The sequence below is a fragment of the Streptomyces sp. NPDC014006 genome (assembly GCF_043088925.1).
Classification (GTDB): Bacteria; Actinomycetota; Actinomycetes; order Streptomycetales; family Streptomycetaceae; genus Streptomyces.
Genome location: NZ_JBICAJ010000025.1, coordinates 19,478 through 36,768 on the forward strand (window position 1 = coordinate 19,478; position 17,291 = coordinate 36,768).

At 68.5% G+C, this 17,291-nt stretch carries 15 protein-coding genes and 6 pseudogenes; 8 read left to right on the plus strand and 13 right to left on the minus strand.

Annotated elements, in window-relative coordinates:
- Nucleotides 1–167 precede the first annotated feature (167 nt).
- Both ACF1GV_RS40630 and ACF1GV_RS40635 read left to right on the plus strand, forming a co-directional pair.
- The gene (locus ACF1GV_RS40630) at nt 168–1,664 is read left to right on the plus strand and encodes a protein kinase (RefSeq protein ID WP_391691909.1); all 1,497 of its coding nucleotides are present in this window, start codon (nt 168–170) and stop codon (nt 1,662–1,664) included.
- Between the two features lie 790 nt (nt 1,665–2,454).
- Nucleotides 2,455–2,949, plus strand: coding sequence for a GNAT family N-acetyltransferase (locus ACF1GV_RS40635; RefSeq protein WP_391691911.1), 495 nt, complete (start codon nt 2,455–2,457; stop codon nt 2,947–2,949).
- 489 nt (nt 2,950–3,438) lie between these two features.
- Here ACF1GV_RS40635 and ACF1GV_RS40640 read toward each other — a convergent pair whose 3' ends face one another.
- Both ACF1GV_RS40640 and ACF1GV_RS40645 read right to left on the minus strand, forming a co-directional pair.
- The gene (locus tag ACF1GV_RS40640; RefSeq protein ID WP_391691913.1) at nt 3,439–4,071 is read right to left on the minus strand and encodes a GGDEF domain-containing protein; all 633 of its coding nucleotides are present in this window, start codon (nt 4,069–4,071) and stop codon (nt 3,439–3,441) included.
- Between the two features lie 6 nt (nt 4,072–4,077).
- A protein-coding gene (locus tag ACF1GV_RS40645; RefSeq protein WP_391691937.1) for an IS5 family transposase occupies nt 4,078–4,877 on the minus strand; the annotation gives its coding sequence in 2 pieces (ribosomal slippage) (nt 4,078–4,539 and nt 4,542–4,877; 798 coding nt in all).
- Nucleotides 4,878–4,963: 86 nt separating this feature from the next.
- Between ACF1GV_RS40645 and ACF1GV_RS40650 the strand changes: the two are divergent.
- The 3 genes and pseudogenes from ACF1GV_RS40650 to ACF1GV_RS40660 all read left to right on the plus strand — a co-directional run.
- A pseudogene (locus ACF1GV_RS40650) lies at nt 4,964–5,254 on the plus strand (transposase); the annotation flags it as partial.
- 46 nt (nt 5,255–5,300) lie between these two features.
- Nucleotides 5,301–6,175 (plus strand): IS5 family transposase gene (locus tag ACF1GV_RS40655; RefSeq protein ID WP_391691915.1). Its coding sequence is split into 2 segments (ribosomal slippage): nt 5,301–5,694 and nt 5,694–6,175, totalling 876 coding nucleotides; the frame shifts between segments, so codons are not numbered across the junction.
- Between the two features lie 17 nt (nt 6,176–6,192).
- A pseudogene (locus ACF1GV_RS40660) lies at nt 6,193–6,723 on the plus strand (IS5 family transposase); the annotation flags it as partial.
- Between the two features lie 243 nt (nt 6,724–6,966).
- Here the strand turns inward: ACF1GV_RS40660 and ACF1GV_RS40665 are convergent.
- Complete coding sequence (locus ACF1GV_RS40665) at nt 6,967–8,607, minus strand: APC family permease (RefSeq protein ID WP_391691917.1); 1,641 nt, start codon at nt 8,605–8,607, stop codon at nt 6,967–6,969.
- 171 nt (nt 8,608–8,778) lie between these two features.
- Nucleotides 8,779–8,970, minus strand: a pseudogene (locus ACF1GV_RS40670) (CoA-binding protein); the annotation flags it as partial.
- A gap of 138 nt (nt 8,971–9,108) precedes the next feature.
- Between ACF1GV_RS40670 and ACF1GV_RS40675 the strand changes: the two are divergent.
- Nucleotides 9,109–9,267, plus strand: a complete 159-nt coding sequence (locus ACF1GV_RS40675; protein ID WP_391691919.1) for a hypothetical protein — start codon at nt 9,109–9,111, stop codon at nt 9,265–9,267.
- A gap of 299 nt (nt 9,268–9,566) precedes the next feature.
- Here ACF1GV_RS40675 and ACF1GV_RS40680 read toward each other — a convergent pair whose 3' ends face one another.
- From ACF1GV_RS40680 to ACF1GV_RS40700, 5 genes are all read right to left on the minus strand, one after another.
- Nucleotides 9,567–9,815: a hypothetical protein gene (locus tag ACF1GV_RS40680; protein ID WP_391691921.1), complete on the minus strand. Its 249-nt coding sequence runs from the start codon at nt 9,813–9,815 to the stop codon at nt 9,567–9,569.
- An 85-nt stretch (nt 9,816–9,900) separates the two neighbouring features.
- Entirely contained in the window at nt 9,901–10,227 is a 327-nt protein-coding gene (locus ACF1GV_RS40685; RefSeq protein ID WP_391691939.1) for a hypothetical protein, read from the minus strand.
- Between the two features lie 114 nt (nt 10,228–10,341).
- The gene (locus tag ACF1GV_RS40690) at nt 10,342–10,869 is read right to left on the minus strand and encodes a hypothetical protein (RefSeq protein ID WP_391691941.1); all 528 of its coding nucleotides are present in this window, start codon (nt 10,867–10,869) and stop codon (nt 10,342–10,344) included.
- 42 nt (nt 10,870–10,911) lie between these two features.
- Complete coding sequence (locus ACF1GV_RS40695; protein WP_391691923.1) at nt 10,912–11,064, minus strand: hypothetical protein; 153 nt, start codon at nt 11,062–11,064, stop codon at nt 10,912–10,914.
- A 4-nt stretch (nt 11,065–11,068) separates the two neighbouring features.
- Nucleotides 11,069–11,629, minus strand: a complete 561-nt coding sequence (locus ACF1GV_RS40700; protein ID WP_391691925.1) for a LysR substrate-binding domain-containing protein — start codon at nt 11,627–11,629, stop codon at nt 11,069–11,071.
- 443 nt (nt 11,630–12,072) lie between these two features.
- Between ACF1GV_RS40700 and ACF1GV_RS40705 the strand changes: the two are divergent.
- Nucleotides 12,073–12,552 (plus strand): annotated as a pseudogene (locus ACF1GV_RS40705) (M4 family metallopeptidase); the annotation flags it as partial.
- Nucleotides 12,553–13,231: 679 nt separating this feature from the next.
- Here the strand turns inward: ACF1GV_RS40705 and ACF1GV_RS40710 are convergent.
- From ACF1GV_RS40710 to ACF1GV_RS40720, 3 genes and pseudogenes are all read right to left on the minus strand, one after another.
- The gene (locus ACF1GV_RS40710) at nt 13,232–13,648 is read right to left on the minus strand and encodes a hypothetical protein (protein WP_391691927.1); all 417 of its coding nucleotides are present in this window, start codon (nt 13,646–13,648) and stop codon (nt 13,232–13,234) included.
- Between the two features lie 284 nt (nt 13,649–13,932).
- Nucleotides 13,933–14,323, minus strand: a pseudogene (locus tag ACF1GV_RS40715) (RHS repeat-associated core domain-containing protein); the annotation flags it as partial.
- A gap of 22 nt (nt 14,324–14,345) precedes the next feature.
- A complete protein-coding gene (locus ACF1GV_RS40720; RefSeq protein WP_391691929.1) occupies nt 14,346–15,209 on the minus strand; it encodes a hypothetical protein in 864 nt (287 codons plus the stop codon).
- Nucleotides 15,210–15,454: 245 nt separating this feature from the next.
- Between ACF1GV_RS40720 and ACF1GV_RS40725 the strand changes: the two are divergent.
- Nucleotides 15,455–15,799: pseudogene (locus tag ACF1GV_RS40725) on the plus strand (transposase); the annotation flags it as partial.
- A 259-nt stretch (nt 15,800–16,058) separates the two neighbouring features.
- On the opposite strand, the gene ACF1GV_RS40730 reads toward ACF1GV_RS40725, so the two are convergent.
- Nucleotides 16,059–17,243, minus strand: a complete 1,185-nt coding sequence (locus ACF1GV_RS40730; protein WP_391691931.1) for an IS701 family transposase — start codon at nt 17,241–17,243, stop codon at nt 16,059–16,061.
- Nucleotides 17,244–17,291: the final 48 nt, after the last annotated feature.

Here is a 17,291-nt window from a genome sequence, read left to right on the forward strand (position 1 = left end):
CGCAGGCCAACGCCCTGCAGTCACAAGGCGTGCAGACCCGCAGCGGAGGCCTTCAGCCAGCAGGGGCGCGCCGTACCCGCTCCCCCGCGGGCCGCTGCTGCCACTGTTCCCGCTCTGGTCCTCGGCGCTACGATCGCGCGCACAGTGCGGATGAAGCGGGGGCGGCCATGGAGGATCTGGGCACCAGCGACCCACAGCAGATCGGCCCCTACACGCTGCGGGCGCGGCTGGGGCAGGGCGGGATGGGTCGGGTTTTCCTCGGCCGGTCGCCGTCCGGCCGGGCGGTGGCAGTCAAGGTGGTCCACGAACACCTGGCGCGACAGGGGAACTTCCGGCGGCGGTTCGCCCAGGAGGTGGCCTCGATCCGGTCGGTGAGTGGCGCGTTCACAGCACCCTTGGTGGGTGCCGGGCCGGAGGACGATCTGCCATGGCTGGCGACCGTGTACGTGCCGGGCCCCAGCCTTGCCGAGGCAGTGACTGAGGGCGGGCCGTTTCCGCTGGAGTCGCTGTGGCCGCTGGCCGCCGGTCTCGCCGAGGGCCTGCAGGACATCCACTCCGTCCGGGTGGTACACCGCGATCTGAAGCCGGCCAACGTGCTGCTGGCCGCCGACGGCCCGAGAGTGATCGACTTCGGTATCGCCCGCGCCCTCGATCACGCAACCCTGACCCCGGACAGCGTGGTCGTCGGCACACCCGGGTTCATGTCGCCCGAACAGATCGGCGGGGACGACCTCGGCCCCAGCAGTGACGTGTTCACGCTCGGCCTTGTCCTCGCCTTCGCTGCCAGTGGACAGAGTCCGTTCGGCGGCGGCCCGCCTGTGGTCATGCTGCACCGCATCGTCCACAACACTGCGCGGCTCGACGGCGTCCCCGCACCGCTTCGCGGACTGGTTGCCGCCTGTCTGGCCAAGGAACCCGCCGACCGGCCCACCCCCACCGAGGTCCTGCGGGCTGTCACCGGCTCCTGGCAGCCGCCCGAGCAGTGGCCCAACGGCACGCCATGGCCCACCCTCGTAACCCAGCTGCTCCCACGCCATCGCCTCCAGGACTCGGGCCCGCGATCGGCCGCCGAGGCCCAGCCGACACGCGAGCAGCTGACTCTTAGGTACACCCAGGTGCGGCACAACGAGCGCGATCGGGATCCGGCAGATGCGGCGCGACAGATGGAGCAGCTGGCCCTCGAACAGGCGCGGCTCCTCGGCCCGGACCATCCGGACACCCTCCAGAGCCGCCACATGCAGGCGTTCTACCTCGACATCACCGGGCAGCCCGCGCAGGCGGCACGGCTGATGGCTGGCGTGCTCGCTGACCGAAGGAGAATCCTCGGGGACGACCATGAGGAAACCCTTCGAAGCGGACAACTGCACGCGCTCTTCCTCGGCAAGGCCGGCGACTGTGCGGAGGCTGCCAGGCTGTTGGCGCAGAATGCCCTGGACCGGGCTCGGGTCCTCGGCCCCGACCACCGTTCCACTCTCTGGAGCCGGCACCTGCACGCGGATTTCGTCTACGCAGCCGGGGAACACACCAAAGGAAAGCAGCTGATGGCCGGTGTAGTCGCAGACCTGGCTCGCATCCTCGGCCCCGACCACTCCGCCACCCGCTCCAGCAGACATGTGCTCGAAACCTATGGACCCATCAACGAGTCGCACACGAAAGCCGGTTAGCGGCCGTTGGCGTGCTGCAGCTCAACGCCCGACCAGCGAAAACATCCCGACCTGCGGCAGGCTCAGGCACATTGGGAGCGTAGGCGCGGCCGGCGGGCCGGTGCGCAAGCGGGTCGAGCAGCGCCCATCAGGGGCGGATGGGATTGGGGACGCACGGGAACTCAGGGGCCGAGCACGACCGCCGGAACCTCGCGCTCCAACACGGCAAGCGCCTTGGCATGGCTCCCGACAGCGTCGTAGTCGAAGGTGAAGTCACCACCCGGACCTGGCCGCCCAGCGGCTGGACCAGCTCCCAGCGCCGTATCCGCCGGGCAGGACGGTTCGCCAGAGGTGCCTCGGTGTCCCTGCTGCGCAGGGTGCAGCCGTTGTCCAAGACTGCACCGGGAGTGCCGGGCGGGGCCGGGTCCGCGTCGGCGATCCTGGCCCGCACGGACAAGCGCGGCCACATTGGCTTGGTTCTACAGCGGGGCGGACGTTGCCTGAGGTGGCACCCAAGTTTCAGTACAGGCAGACTGGTTGATCGCGTTTCAGGGATGTTAGGCACTTGCTCGCGAGTGGTCGTGGCGGCGCGTCAACCAGGCCCACGCTTGCGATCGCCACACGCACAGGGGCCGACGTCGGCGGTGGTGTGGGAGACGAATCGGAACTCAGTGGGTTGGCGGTGCAGCTCGCGTACGGGCGCCGCCGACCTTCCCCGGGCCTTCGACACACAGGCCCCGCATGAACACGACCGGCGCCGCAGCTGGAAAAAGGGTGGGCATGCTTCTCACCGTTGGTTAGTCTCACGCCGATGGAGATTCGAGAGTTTGAGGAGTCTGATTGGCCGCAGATCTGGCCGTTCATGGAGCAGATCATCCGCAAAGGGGACACCTTCTGCTACGACCCGCTACAAACTGAGGTGCAGGCGCGGGACGGGTGGGTCGTACCGCCGCCAGGGCACGTCGTAGTGGCCGTGGAGGGGCAGCGCATAATCGGCACCTCCAACATGTACCCCAACCGGCCAGGCCCAGGTTCGCATGTCGCCAGCGGAAATTTCATGGTCGCGCCAGAAGCACGCGGTCGAGGTGTCGGCCAAGCGTTGGGCGAGTATCTGCTGGACTGGGCACGGAGTCGCGGGTTCGCTGGCGTGCAGTTCAACGCTGTCGCGGCCTCCAACGCAGCGGCAGTCAGGCTGTATGAGCGTCTCGGGTTCGCCATGATCGGCACCGTTCCCGGCGCGTTCTGGCATCCAGCGCTGGGTCCGGTCGGCCTGCATGTCATGTACCACAATTTGGGCTCGTACTGATGACCATGAGCGCGCTCTTGGCTGGTTGGCCGGTGCTGAGAGCGGAACCGGCGACCGGGCTGAGCCGCGTGGCGTGCAGGCTGAGCACCGCCGGGAATTACGGAACTCGGTGTTTCCCATGGCGCCGCACGGTCACTCCGTCTCGGCAGCGACCGGGGGCAGTCCGCCTACGCACCCGGGACACCAGCCGCCGCTCTCGCGCCACGGGCGTTCGTCGTTCTGCCTGGAGAGTGCCTTGGCGTGCCGGTGCAGCGTGCACGCCAAGGCGTAAGTGCTCTCTTCCCTCCGTATGACCTGGGCGTTGTCCTCGGGGTGGTCGTAGACCAGGTCCCATCCCGGGATTACGACGGGCCGAGAGCATCGACGCGACGGCGGCCGTCGCTGCTGACGTGGGTAGTGCGCTCCATACGGTGGTCTCCTCCGTGATGTCCTGCCCCGTGCTCCGGCATCGCTTGGCGCCACTGAGCGGAACGGCCTACGCCAAAGGGCTCATGTACCCCTGGACCGCATGCTTAAAGCGGGTGCAGGCATGCGCGACCTGATGGCACTGTCAGCGCTCGTAGCTTGGCTCCACCCTGTAGCTCGAGTGGATGGCGCGTTGCCAGTCGAGTGCGTCGGCTGGGGGCTGCCAAGGTGCTTGCACCCGGTGACCGCGACCCTGGCCCTGTCATTGATCCATGAGGCGTAGAGCATTGATCGCGAAGACGCCCCCCGGGGCGTCATAGTCCACGACCAAGCCGTCCTCGGTCGCCAGGCAGTATCGGGGCCGGCGAGAACTGATGCACCGTCGACAGACGACGGCGACCACGTCGCCCCGAGCCGGCCGACGGCCGCGCGGGGTCCCGCCCAGGCGGTGAGCCGCGCGCCGAACACGGCGAGGACCGCGTCGCCGGCCGGGTGCCCGACCGTGTCGTTGATCTGCTTGAACCTGTCGGCGTCGACCATGACTACGGCGGTGTCGTCGCCGTGGCGACGCAGGACCTGCCGGGCGCAGCCGGTGTAGGCGTCGCGGCGCAGCAGGCCGGTGAGCGGGTCGCGCCTCGAGGCAGCGAGGCGCCGGTGCAGCGTGACAGCGTGAACGGTCCAGCCGGTCAACGGAATCGAGGCGGAGGTCAGTAACAAGCCATCTCAATTGGTGAGTCGGCGGTAACAGATGAGAGTGCATGCGATGCTGGTGAAGGCCAGGAAGTGACTGGCTTTGCGCTCGTAGCGACGGTGCAGACGCCGGCACCCCGACAGCCAGGCCATGGTGCGTTCGATTGTCCAGCGGTGTCGGCTGAGGCGTTGGTTGGAGTCTGTTCCCTTGCGGGCGATCCGTGATGGCGTGATGTGGCGGCTGCGTAACCATCGCCGCAGGTGGTTGTAGTCGTACCCCTTGTCGCCGTGGAGCTTTCCTGGCCGGCGCCGTCGTCGGCCGCGCCGCGAGCGGATCGGGGGTATGCCCTGCACGAGTGGGATCAGGGCCTGGCTGTCGTGGACGTTGGTGCCGGAGATGCCGATGGACAGGGGCAGACCGGTGCGTTCGGTGATCAAGTTCTTCGAGCCGTACTTGCCCCGGTCCACAGGATTCGGGCCTGTCAGCTCCCCCTTTTGAGGGCCCGCATGTTCACGGAGTCGATCGCGCAGCGGGACCAGTCCAGCTCACCGCGAACACCCAGCTCGTCGAGGACCAGGCGGTGAAGCTTCGCCCACACCCTGGCCTTCGACCACTCGGTGAAGCGCCGGTGAGCCGTGGCTCCCGACGGTCCGAACGAGGCCGACGGCAGCTGCTGCCACGTGCAGCCCGACGTCGCGACGAACGCAATCGCGGCCAGCACTTCCCCGTCTCCGTGCCGACGTCGGCCGCCGCCTTGCGGACGAGTCGGCGCCTCCGGCACCACCCGCTGGAACAACTCCCACAGCTCATCCGGCACCAGCCGCTCAACGATCCCCACCCAGACAGGCTATCGAACAGACCAAATGAGATGACCTGTAAGACCGTGTCCTACGTGGTGAGGCGGTCGTTGGTCCGTGCATGGGGCGGGGTACGTGGAGTTGGATTGTTCCGGACGGGCTGTGGGAGATCGCGAAGCCGCTGATCCCACCCTCGAGAGTGCGGCCGCAGGGCGGCGGAACGCAGGACACCCCTGATGAGACGCTGTTCGCGGCGATCGTCTACGTCCTGGTCAGCGGCTGCGCTTGGCGCCAACTGCCACCCTGCTTCGGCATACCGAAGTCGACGGCTCACCGCCGGTTCCTAATCTGGTCGAGAGCCGGTGTCTGGGGCCGCCTCCACGAGGCCGTGCTGCACCGGCTGGACGACGCTAGGGCCTGTTGCGAAAGTGGATCTTGTTTGTTCATGATCATGTCTCGTGGGACGTGGGGATCTGACGAACGGCCAGTGGGCCCGGCTTGAGCCGCTGCTGCCGCGGGGCATCAAGCCGGGCCGGCCGCAGGTGTGGACGCGGCGGCAGCTGATAGACGGCATACGGTGGCGGACCCGGACCGGCGCCCCGTGGCGTGACGTGCCCGAACGCTATGGCCCGTGGGACCGGGTCTATGACCTGTTCCGGCGCTGGCAGCGGGACGGAACCTGGGCCAGGATCCTCACCCAGCTCCAGGCCGAAGCCGATGCGAAGGGCCTGATCACCTGGGACGTCAACGTCGACTCCACCGTCTGCCGGGCCCACCAGCACGCCGCCGGGGCGGCGAAAAGGGGGACCTTCAAAAGGAGCCGCCCGGCGGCGTCTTCGTCGAGCCGGCCGACCACGGCCTTGGACGCTCCCGGGGCGGCCTGACCAGCAAAATCCACCTCGCCGTTGAGCAGAGCCAAAAGCCCTTGTCCGTCGTGATCACGGCTGGGCAGCGGGGCGACTCGCCGCAGTTCGAGCCCGTCCTGGAAGCGATCCGAGTGCCCCGGCTCGGGCCCGGCAGGCCACGCAAGCGGCCGGACCGGGTGCGGGCCGACAAGGCGTACGACTCCCGCGACAACCGCTCCTACCTGCGCAGACGCGGGATCAAGGCCACCATCCCCATCCCGGCGGACCGCGTCCGCAACCGGCAGAAGCGCGGCTCGCGCGGCGGACGGCCGCCGAAGTTCGACAAGGATGACTACAAGCAGCGGCACGCGGTCGAGTGCGGGATCAACCGCCTCAAGCGCCACCGGGCCGTTGCCACCAGGTACGACAAACTCGCCGTCCGCTACGAAGCGACCGTGCTGGTCGCGGCCCTCAACGAATGGCTGTGACCAGCACTTTCACAACAGACCCTAGCCTCATCGACGTCACCCGAGTCGTCCTCGACACCGCCCACGTCAGGGCAAAAAGGGGGCGAACACACAGGTCCGAGCCCCGTGGACCGCGGCAAGCCGGGCTCCAAGATGCACATGCTGTCGGACGCGAACGGACTGCCCCTCCTCGTCGGCCTCTCGGCCGGCAACACCCACGACAGCGAAGGGCTCAAGCCCATGATCGAGGGTCACCAAACGAGACACGACCCCCATCGCGGCCGGTACTTCAAGCCCCAGCGCCTCCACGCCGACAAAGCCTACGACCGCGCCGACCTGCGCAGATGGCTGCAATGGAAGCGCATCGGCGTGCGCATCGCCCGCAAAGGGATCGAGTCCAGCGAACGATTAGGGCGACGCCGGTGGGTCATCGAGCGGACGATGTCCTGGCTGTCCGGCTACCGACGACTCAGCCCACGCTACGAACGCATCCCCGCAACTACCTGGCCTTTCTCGGACTCGCGGCCGCCCTCTGCTGCTACAAGCGACTCGTCCGCCTCACCACGTAGGACACGGTCTAAGTCTAAGCGTTAGCCTCTGTTAACCCGCCCATTGGCGGTCTTCCTTTGCTCATCGGCCCCCGCCGGCCAACGAGCGCCGTGCCGACGGTAAGCCCGGCGCGCACGGCGCCCACGACGAGAACCGTACGGCGTTCCTCGGGCGCGGAGCTGAGAGGGGGGAGATCACTCCCGCATTATGACGGTGTCCCGTCAGTCACGGCTGGGCTGACGGGACACCTGGTGGGGAGTGGCTCAGTGGGCCGGGGCGTCGGTGACCACGACCTCCTCGATGCTGCGCTCGATCGCCTCGGGCTCGGACGCGGTCGCCTTGGCCCAGTAGTAGATGCCGAGCGAGAACACCGTGACGACCAGCACATCCCACCACAGCGGCAGCTCACCGTTGCCGCCGAAGGTGCTCAGGTAGGAGATCACGCCGATGCCCGCCAGGTAGGGCAGCAGCCACTGCGCGGCCTTGAAGTCCAGCCGCGGCGCGTTGGGCAGGTTCTTGCGGACCGCGTACCAGGCGTACGAGCCGAGCAGCACATAGCCGATGAGGATCGCAAAACCCAGGCGCCACAGCGTGTCCCAGCCGGACCAGAAGATGATCAGGTTGGCGACCACGAAGGACAGCGGCGCGATGATCTGGCCGGCCGGCAGCTTGTACGGACGCTCGTGGTTCGGCAGACGGTCCTTGAAGACGCCGTAGGCCAGCGGGGCGCCCGCGTACATCAGCACGCTCGCCGAGGTGATGAAGCTGACCAGCGTCTGCCAGCTCGGGAACGGCAGGAAGCAGATCACACCGGTCACGAACGAGACCGCGAGACCGAACCACGGCACACCGCGCTTGTCCGTCTTGGCGAACACCTTCGGCGCGTAGCCGTTCTTGGCGAGGCCGTAGGAGATGCGGGAGGTGGCGGTGGTGTAGATCAGGCCGGTGCCGCCGGGGGAGATGATGGCGTCGGCGTACAGCACCCAGGCCAGCCAGCCGAGGCCGACCACTGAGGCGAGACCCGCCCAGGGGCCGCTGATGCCGGCGTAGGCCAGGTTTGCCCAGCCCTTGGCGAAGGAGGCGTGCGGCAGGGCGGCGATGAACACGACTTGGAGCAGGACGTAGATCACGGCGCCGATCGCGACCGAACCGAGGGTCGCGCGCGGCAGGTCACGCTTCGGGTTGCGGCTCTCGCCGGCCAGCTGGATCGCCTGCTCGAAGCCGAGCAGGGCGAAGATGATGCCGCTGGAGCTGATCGCGGTGAGGACGCCCTTGGCGCCGAACGGCGCGAAGCCCTCGGAGGTGAAGTTGGCCGGGTGGAAGTTGCCGATCGCGATGATGAAGATTGCCGCGAGCGGCACTGCGATCTTCCACCAGGTGGCGGCGCTGTTGGTGTGTGCCAGGACTCGGACACCGAGGAAGTTGACCGCGACGAACACGGCCATCAGGAGGACCGCGACGACGATGCCGCTGGCCGTCAGCGTGCCGTTGGCATTCTGCAGTCCGTCGGCGAAGTGCCAGTGCTTGGCATAGCCGATCATGGCCTCGACCTCGATCGGAGCCACCGTCGCGGCCTGCAGCCAGGAGAACCAGCCGAAGGACATACCGGCCAGGCCGCCGAAGGCGTAGTGCGGGTACCGTGCGGTGCCGCCCGCTACGGGGAACATGCCGCCGAGTTCGGCGTGCACCAGGGCGAGCAGCACGATGGCCACGGCGCCAATCACCCACGAGATGATCGCGGCGGGGCCCGCAGCCACAACGGCCTTCTCGGCGCCGAACAGCCAGCCGGAGCCGATGATGGAGCCAACCGAGGCCCACATCAGACCGATGAGTCCGACGTCGCGGCGCAGACCACTACCGGTGTCGCTTGTGGCTACCGGTGCAGCCTGGTCGACATTCGTCATGTCAAGTGGCCTCTCAGATTTCGTATACGCAGGAGCGAGCAAGAAGGCCACACGATAGAGACGATTTCCGAGTGAGCAAAGACAGTTAGCCAAATCTTGACCCGGGATAGTAGGTGTCTTGAGCACACGTTCAGTCACGGCCTTGTCACAGGTCAGGCGCGTATGCGAATGTCAATATTCAGCGGCGAATTGTGAGTAGAAGGAGATTCGCCAGCGTAGACGGGGAATTTCGATCGCCGGGCAACGGTCCATGACCATCTCCAGGCCCGCGTCCCGCACGCGCGCGTACGCGGCCTCGTCGATCACCCCGAGCTGGAACCAGACCGCCTTCGCGCCCTTGGCGGCGGCCTCGTCCGCGATCGCCGCCCTGCCTGCCGCCGGGTGCGGGGGGAGGTTGATTCGAAACATTCCGGGCCAGCGACTTCGATGTGCTGTCTACTGGCGCCGCTGTGCCTGCCAGTGATCTGTTGCCGCTGCACCGGACGCTCCACAGGCGCGCCGGTGAAGACGCGCGAGATGGGATCGCCCGGCTTCCACCAATCGCTCGCCGCGCACCAGGCCGTCGTGCCTCCGAGCCGTGTCGACTCGTCGATCGTGGAGGTGGTGGAGGGGCAGACCGCCGCGCCCTGGCCGAAGGCCGCCGGGGGCACCACCGTGTGATGCGGACGCTTGCGGGCGGCCGGGCTTGTGTACGGTCCGCCCAGAGGCTTCACCGTGCGACGCTCGGGCCGTGGGGGCGGTGTGGAGCAGGCGCAGCCGCGCGCTGGTCGGCGCTCGGCGGGTTCCACGAGCGGGCATCCGATTGGGCAACATCAGCCGGCCGGCTGCGGTGGCGTGGGCGGTGATGGCCCGGCGCAGCGAGGCGGCAATTGGTCCGCCCCCGGGGGGTCGGCGCCGGACCGCGGCGGGGGCGAGACGTTCCCCGGGTCGGCGGAGTCCGCCGGGCCCCGGGGCGGGGCTCAGCCGGCGGACGGCGCGGTGGCGCCCGGGGAGGAGACGCCTGTCCCCGCGCTCTGGTGCTCGCCGAACGCGCTGAAGAACTGGCCCAGGTCCTCCTCGCTGAACTCGGCGTTGGCGTCGGCGGTGGCGCCGCCCCTGGGCTGGGGGACGGGGCCGCCGCTGTCGACGACGGCGTGGGCGGTCGCGGTACAGGACAGGGTGACGGCGGTGGCGAGCGTCCCGAGCAGGACGCGGGCGGTGGTCTTCATGCCCCACGAACGAGCGCCCGCCGCACCGCGTCACGCGGGTGCACCCGGACGCGCGCACGGCCCTCGGCCTCTTCGACTGACCCCCTCATGCTGAGGGCACGGCGCCCTCGCCGAAGGCCGGCATCTGCCCGGGCGCCATGTCCTGGCGCAGTCGCACGAGGCGGACTGGGTGGCGCCACGCGCCGCGCTCCTGCGCGGTGTCGACGGCGACCTCGGCGACCAGGCCCGGCTCGATGAGGGTCACGTCCAGCGGCGTCCGCGAACCCCACGGCGCCGTGAAGCGCACGACCTCCCACGCGTGCCCCGGCCCCGCCGGCCGCAGGCGCTCGGCCTGCTCGCGCGCGGCGTTGGGGCGCAGTGGTGTGCTGCGGCCGACCGGGCGCAGGTGGCCGGTGTCGTCGTAGCGGCCCAGGACGAGGGGGTCTGCGGCCGCTCGAGCGTGCCCGTGAGGGCGCCGATCACCGCCTCTGTGGTGTCGCGGCGGCGGACTGTGTACAGGGCGCGGGCGCCGCGCAGATAGCGCTGCTCAGTGCCGCGGATGACGAGCCCTTCCACTCCGGGGACCTCGGTCCAGGACGTGAGCCATTCCTGCGCCGTCGCCGGGTCGTCCGTCTCGGGGCAGCGTCCAGGGTGCCCGTAGATCATGGTCGGCGAAGAGCTGTTCCAGGCGGGCGCGGCGCTCGGCGTACGCGGCGTGCAGCAGCTCCTCGCCGTCGAGCTGGAGGACGTCGAACACGATCAGATGGGCTGGCAGTTCCTCCGCGAGGCGGGCGGCGCTGCGGCGGCCGGCGGCCGCGCGGCGCTGCAACGCCTCGAACGACATCCGCTCCCCCGCCCACACGACCAGCTCCCCATCGAGGACCAAACCGTCCGGCAACTCCGCGGCCGCACGCACCAGCTCCGGGAAACGGGCCTGGATCAGACTGCCCCGGCGGGACTGAAGCCGTACCTGGTCGGTGAACAGCAGGGCGCGGTAGCCGTCCTTCTCCAGACTTTGCTGTGTCTCATGAGACAGCTGGCGATGTGACTTGCGCCAGCATCGACTCCACGGCAGGGGCGTCCTGGCGTGAGCTACGCGTCGGCCGGACTGACTCTGTCAGCGGCTGGTGCCGGTCCAGCAGTTGGTCCAGATGTCCCGGTAGGCAGGTGTTGCCTGTTCGGCGGCCTCCCGATAGGCGGTGGCCAGGTCGTCGTATACGGCGTCCATCTCGGCCTCCGTCCGTGCCACCAGCAGCCACCGCAATCTCAACGGGTCACCTTCGAGACGGCGTATCACGACTCCGGCTCTGCGCTTCGATGTTGCCAGGCACGGCGCCACCGCCTCGCCGGCGGTCACGAGCAGGACCGTTGCTGAGTGCTCGCCGCTCGTCATGCGTGGGGTGAGGCCAGCCCCGCGCAGCACCTGATACGTGACCTGCCAGTCTTCCTCGCTGTTTTCGGATGGCCCACTGATCCTCCGCCAGGTCCTGAAGTCGCACAGTGTCGTGCACGGCGGCCGGGTGGCGCTCGGAAAGGGCCACGAACACCGGCTCGCGTTCCACCACCACACGCGACCGGAGTCCGGGGGCGAAGCTCAGGGGCCGGCCGGCATCGTACTCGCCCAGCAAGGCGACGTCGAGCTGCCCGTCGCCCAAGCCGCGCAGCAGCTGGGCGGAGGTGTTGGTCTGGAGGACCGGGGGCGTTCCGGGATAACGCCGACGCAACAGCTGTAACCACGCGGGAAGGAGGTGGTGCGACTGAGCGCCGACACGCAGCTGCGGTGCCTCAGCGGTGCGTGCCGCCGCAGCCCGCATCTCCGCTGTCAGGCTGGTCATCTCACCCAGCAGAGGGCGGGCCCGGGCGAGGAGTTGGTGCCCGAGCACCGTGGGGTGGCAGCCGTCCGTCTGCCGGGTGAACAGCGCTGCGCCGAGGGATCGTTCGATCCGCCACCCGCAGATGCCGTAGTTCCAACTCCATGGGCGGGCAGCGTAGGTGCGCCGGGGAGCGGCAGGCCAGCCCCTTTGTGTGGTGGTCCGGTGAATCCGTGCGAGCCGCCGAAGCTCCGCCGCGCCAGGGCCACCTGATAGCCCCGCGCTATCTGGCGATCGCAGCCTCCCGCAGCCGTTCCCCCCGCCCCAGACTCATCCCCGCACCACTTCCGTGACCGGACGGCAAGGAGCCGTTCCTCACCTTGTCATGCCCAGGTCGTACGCGTCACGTCCTCGACGGGCCGCGACACGACATTGGCCCCGCTCGACCAACCCGCCGCCCCCCCCCCAGCCAGTCCGGCTCGTCGTACACGCTCACCGACGCCGCGCGCGGCGGCCACAGCACCTACGACATGGCCCACAGCAGCTCCGGCTCCGACACCGGCACGCTGTTCACCCAGGACAACGACACCTGGGGCGACGGCACCAACTCCAACCCCGCCACCGCGGGCGCCGAGGTGCACTACGGCGCCGCCGTGACCTGGGACTTCTACAAGAACACCTTCAGCCGCAACGGCATCAAGAACGACGGCACCGCCGCCTCCTCACGCGTCCACTACGGCAACGCCTACGTCAACGCGTTCTGGAACGACGACTGTTTCTGCATGACCTACGGCGACGGAAAGGACAACGCCAACCCGCTCACCGAGCTGGACGTCGCCGGCCACGAGATGACCCACGGCGTCACCTCCAACACCGCCGGCCTGCAGTACAAGGGCGAGTCCGGCTGCCTGAACGAGGCCACCAGCGACATCATGGGCACCGGCGTCCCTGCTCCTGGATGGAGAGCTCTGCCTCGACGTCGAGGAGAAGCACTTCCAGGGGGGCCTCTTGGGGGGTGAGCCCGCGCCGCGGCAGATCCGAAAGTCCGAAGTTTCGGCGGACGAACCGCACCGCATGGCCTCCATGTGATCTGAGGCCCTCGGCTCGTCCAGGCCACCCTAATGCGGATTATTTTACAAGTCACACCTTGCGCCCCAGCCAGTCCTCGGGACCACCCTTAGACATCAACGAAGCCACCAGGCACTGGACCCGGAAAGCAGCCTCTGCCGGCCGGGGCATCCGCGCGAACAGAAGACGTGGGGCGGCGGGTAGCCTCAGCTCACGTTGGGCCGCGCCAGAGGCATACGGAGCGGCCTTCGCGTCTGTCGCGTGCCAGGGCGTCTGGGTCCTGGCCCTTGCTGCGGCCCGGCGTAGCGCGCGGCATACGCATCGCGGTCGTACCCGGGCCGTACAGACGCACAAGCGGCCCTCGCCGTCCTTCGACCGAAGCCATGGGACGGCGAGGGCCGCTTGTGTCTGGTCATGCCTTGGTCAGCTCCCCGCAGGTACTGGGGGATGTCGTGACCCACCGCAAGCGGGGGCCGCGGGCAAGATCCAGTCGCTCCATGTCGCGCCGGGCACGGTTGCTTCTCGAGGAATGCCGGCAGGGCCAGACCAGCGCACCTCTCAGCCGATGCCGGTGGCGGCAAGGGCGGTGGTCCAGTTCGTGGCGATGGCATGGCGGGCGTCGTCAAGGCTCACTTGGCCGTTGCAGACGGCGGTCTTCAGTTTGTTCTCGACGGTGTCCTTGTTTCCCGCGGTCTTCCCGCCGGTGCTGTAGCGGGGCTCGGGCCACAGGTTGGCCGGGTCGCGGGGTGCGCCACCGAGTTCCAGCGGGATGAGGTGGTCTTCTTCGTAGTCGGCGGTCGAGGTGTCGCTGTAACCGTAGGCGGTGATCTGCTGGATTTTCAGCGGGTTGGTGTACGAGGTGGGCGGCCGGACCGTGCTGGTCCATCCGGACACACAGATCGTGGAATTGATGGTCGCCTGGGTGACGTCGGGGTTGTAAGCGCCGGGCTGGCAGGACGGGTCCGGCAGCGGCAAGTACGACTGCGAGCACGAGGCAGTCGGGGCGGCATGCGCGCTGGTGGTCGAACAAGACCAGGCCAGCCGCGGCGAGAGCCAACGCGGAGGATGCGGCGGCGAGTCGGCGTGTCCGTTGCATAGGGGGCCTCCGTCAGTCACGGCACGGCATGGTGTGCCGGGCATCTGACGGCATGACACCACCGCAGCGTCTATGCGAGTAGAGCCCGCAGGTGAACAACTGGTGACCTGCACAACCCTTGCCGTCCCATGGTCAGGCCGTGGCTGAACGTTGAGGAACCGTTGGACCATGGGAGCGCGTCCATGGCGATGCTGACGCAGGACCACATGTCCCCGCCGAAGCAGGAGATGGCGTCGTTGATGCCGATGAAGTCCTTCAGCGTCTCCCACGGACAGGACCACCGAAGTGAGGGATTTGCCCATGGTGGATTGCGCCTGCGCGACCTGTGCCGCCGACAGTCCCGCCCCCGCGAGGGCCGCGGCCCGCTCGGAAGCGGTCAGTGAGATCGCCAAACCTGACGGGTCGGAGAAGGTCACCGGGTTGTTGTGCGCGTAGGCGTACCCGTTGGACTGCAGGACATCGTTCAGGTCCAGCACCGGGTCGGCTGACAGGAAGCGTCCCACCACCGGGTCGTACAGGCGGGTGCCCAGCGGGGTGAAGCCCGAGCCGTTGTCTAGCGATCTTCGAAGACGGGCCCTAGCGGCCGAGGGCCTGTCGCAGGGACAGGTTGTGGTACTTCCGCAGCCGGTACAGCTCCCAGCACGACAACACCGTCACCGACACCGGAGCGCCGAGCAGAAACACGATCCGGGCAAGGACGGGAACCTCGGCGTTCGCGTTATTGATCACGTCTAGGGTGGCCATCACCCACGCCAGCACGGTGGCGAGAACCGGCGGCAGCACCTCGTGGATATCGGCGGTGCGGAACACGTGGTTGAGGCAGAGTGCGATCCCGTACAAAGCGAATCCCAGCGACCATGTGCAGAGGACGATGAGGACGACCATGCCGGGAATCCCCATGGCATCACGGAAGCCAGTGGTCGCCGGGTCGGGCGCGACGGCGAGCGGGAACGTTGCCATGGACCCCATCAGAGCCGCCACCGCCCCGAAGGGCTTCAGGGACCGTCGCAGATAGAGCCGACGCAGCGCGCCCTGCGCGGCGAACGCGAACAGGGCGATCACGAACGGGAAAGCACACACGAGGAAGAGTGTGCTGGTCCAGCTCTGGTCGAACTTGTCGCTCGCCACGGCGTCGGCACCCTTGGCGGTGTCGACCGGCTTGTACGACATGACCAGCACGAGCCAGGCGGCGGCACCGAGCCCGGTCCGCCACATTTGGATCTTGCGTACCGTCAGGTCCTCGACGGCGTCCGGGCGCGAGGGGCGGAAGGCCCGCTGGGCGGCGTAGAACGGGTTGTAGACGCACTTGAGGATCCGCTGCCCGCGCGTCAGCGGCGGCCGGGGCAGTCGCGGGAACGGATGCTGCGGGCCACCGCCGTGCGGCGGTGACGGGTACGGGCCCCAGCCCTGCGGACGTCCCGGAAACCCCTGCGGCGGCACGGGGGCGGGCTGCGGCGGGTAGGGCCCCACGCCGGGACCGCCGGGGTACGGATGGGGTCCGCCTCCGGGGTAAGGCTGAGGGCCGGGACCTGAGCCCGGCTGTCCACCGGGGCCGTATCCGGGTCCGCCCGTCGGACCCCACTGACCATTGCCGTGCGTACTCATCGCATTCGCCCCCGATGTTTCGCCTGTGCCGTGCGCGGCGTGACTCGAACCGTCCACTCGGCGTGCGGCGTGATCCCCCCATGCGTGGTGGGTCTTACAGATGGTGGCACTCGCCCTGGCCCCGAACGTGTTCGACGACCCCACACCGGGATACAAAGCCACTACGAGAGCCCGTCGCTGGGCGGCCGTCGAAGCCGTCCAGCACGCTCCCGAGAACACCCCGATGCGCGCCCACAGGGACCGGATCGAGGCGCGCCGCGGCAGTCAGGCACGCAGCCCCGCCGAGGCCGCGGCCGCGGCCTGCAAGCCTCGCTCCACTGGTGCCGCGGGCCAAGACAGGACGACCGCGGGTGGAGGACCGCCGGGTGATCAACGGCATGGTCTACAAGATCCGGACCGGGATCTCCTGGCGTGCTGCGCGGCGTCGCTACCCGATACGACAAGACCGCCACCTCCTACGAGGCAGCGGTCAGTCTCGCGTCATTCCTGCTCTGGGCAAGATCCGTTTGAAGACGGACCCTAGTACTGCAACGGTGCTTGTCGTGACTGATGGCCAGGTCAGGGGCTGTGTCCGCGTCGTTTGTAGTGGCTGGTGCGGGGCCTGGTGTTGTCGTCGGCGGCGCCAGGTCGACCAGTGCAGGATGTGCTCGACGGGTGTGGGCCGGCGGTTGGTGAGGCGGGTGATCAGGCGTCGTATTTCGGCGAGGCTGAGGTGGATGAGCGGGGAGGATCCGTTTGTGCTTTCCCGGCATCGAGCTGGCGGGCTCGCAGGACGGTCAGGCAGGCGTGGGCAGCCATGGCCAGGGTCATGTGACGGTGCCAGCCGGGATAGCGGCGGACCTGGTAATCGTCCAGGCCGCATTCCTGCTTTGCGCTCTGGAAGCATTCCTCGATGGCCCACCGGCTGCCCGCGATGCGGATCAGCTCATCCAGCGCGGTCTGGGCGGGGCAGTAGGCGATGTAGTAGGAGGTCTCCTGCGGGCGGGCAACGCTGCGGCGGGCGATCACCCAGTGGCGGCGGTCGGGCCGGTGCCACGGCCGCACCTCGACGCGTGCCCAGTCGTAGATCCGCAGGCCGTGAGCTCCGCTGCCGCAGGAACGGCGCTTCCATTTCTGCCTGGCCAGGCCGTGGAACAGGTCATGGACGGGATGGTCGATCGCCCAGCGGGTGACCACGGTGTCGTGCCGGGTGGTGGCCATGACGTGGAAGACATCCGCCCGCTCCAGCTCGGACCGCCAGCCCTTGGAGAAGCCGTAGGCGGCGTCCGCGGTGACCCACCGAAACGGGATCTCGTCCGCGATCACGCGGCGGACCATCGCCTTGGCCATGGCCACTTTGGTCGCGAAGGCGACTTCGTCGTCGATGCCGGCCCGGCGGCACCTTTCACGGTCGTCGGTCCAGGAGCTGGGCAGATAAAGACGCCGGTCGATCAGCGTTCGCCCGCGGCTCGTGGCATAGGCGAGGAAGACACCGACCTGGCAGTTCTCCGTCCGCCCGGCGGTGCCGGAGTATTGCCGCTGCACCCCTGCCGACCGCGTCCCCTTCTTCAGGAAGCCGGTGTCGTCCACGACCAGGACGGCGCCTGGGTCGCCGAGGTTGTCAACTACGTACTGGCGCACGTCGTCGAGCACCTCGTCGGCGTCCCACTCAATCCGGTTCAGCATCCGCTGGATACGGTCCGGGCCCGAGTGGCCGGCTTCCTCCGCCAGCGTCCAGCCGTTCTTCCGCTGCAGCGGAGCAATCAGGCCCCGCATATAGGCCAGTGCCGACTCACGAGGCTCCGACCTGCTGAAACGGTGCACGAACCGCTCATGCACAGCATCCAGTTCACCCGCCCACAACCTGACATCAGCAAGCTCCCCACCCATAACCACACCAACGACCGACCTGGTCGTCAGTCACGGCAAGCACCGTTG

Bases quoted from the DNA above. Each gene is read 5' to 3' on its own strand.
- ACF1GV_RS40630 (WP_391691909.1), top strand. From the start codon at position 168: ATGGAGGATCTGGGCACCAGCGACCCACAGCAGATCGGCCCCTACACG.
- ACF1GV_RS40635 (WP_391691911.1), top strand. From the start codon at position 2,455: ATGGAGATTCGAGAGTTTGAGGAGTCTGATTGGCCGCAGATCTGGCCG.
- ACF1GV_RS40665 (WP_391691917.1), bottom strand. From the start codon at position 8,607: ATGACGAATGTCGACCAGGCTGCACCGGTAGCCACAAGCGACACCGGT.
- ACF1GV_RS40680 (WP_391691921.1), bottom strand. From the start codon at position 9,815: ATGAAGACCACCGCCCGCGTCCTGCTCGGGACGCTCGCCACCGCCGTC.
- ACF1GV_RS40700 (WP_391691925.1), bottom strand. From the start codon at position 11,629: ATGACCAGCCTGACAGCGGAGATGCGGGCTGCGGCGGCACGCACCGCT.
- ACF1GV_RS40730 (WP_391691931.1), bottom strand. From the start codon at position 17,243: ATGGGTGGGGAGCTTGCTGATGTCAGGTTGTGGGCGGGTGAACTGGAT.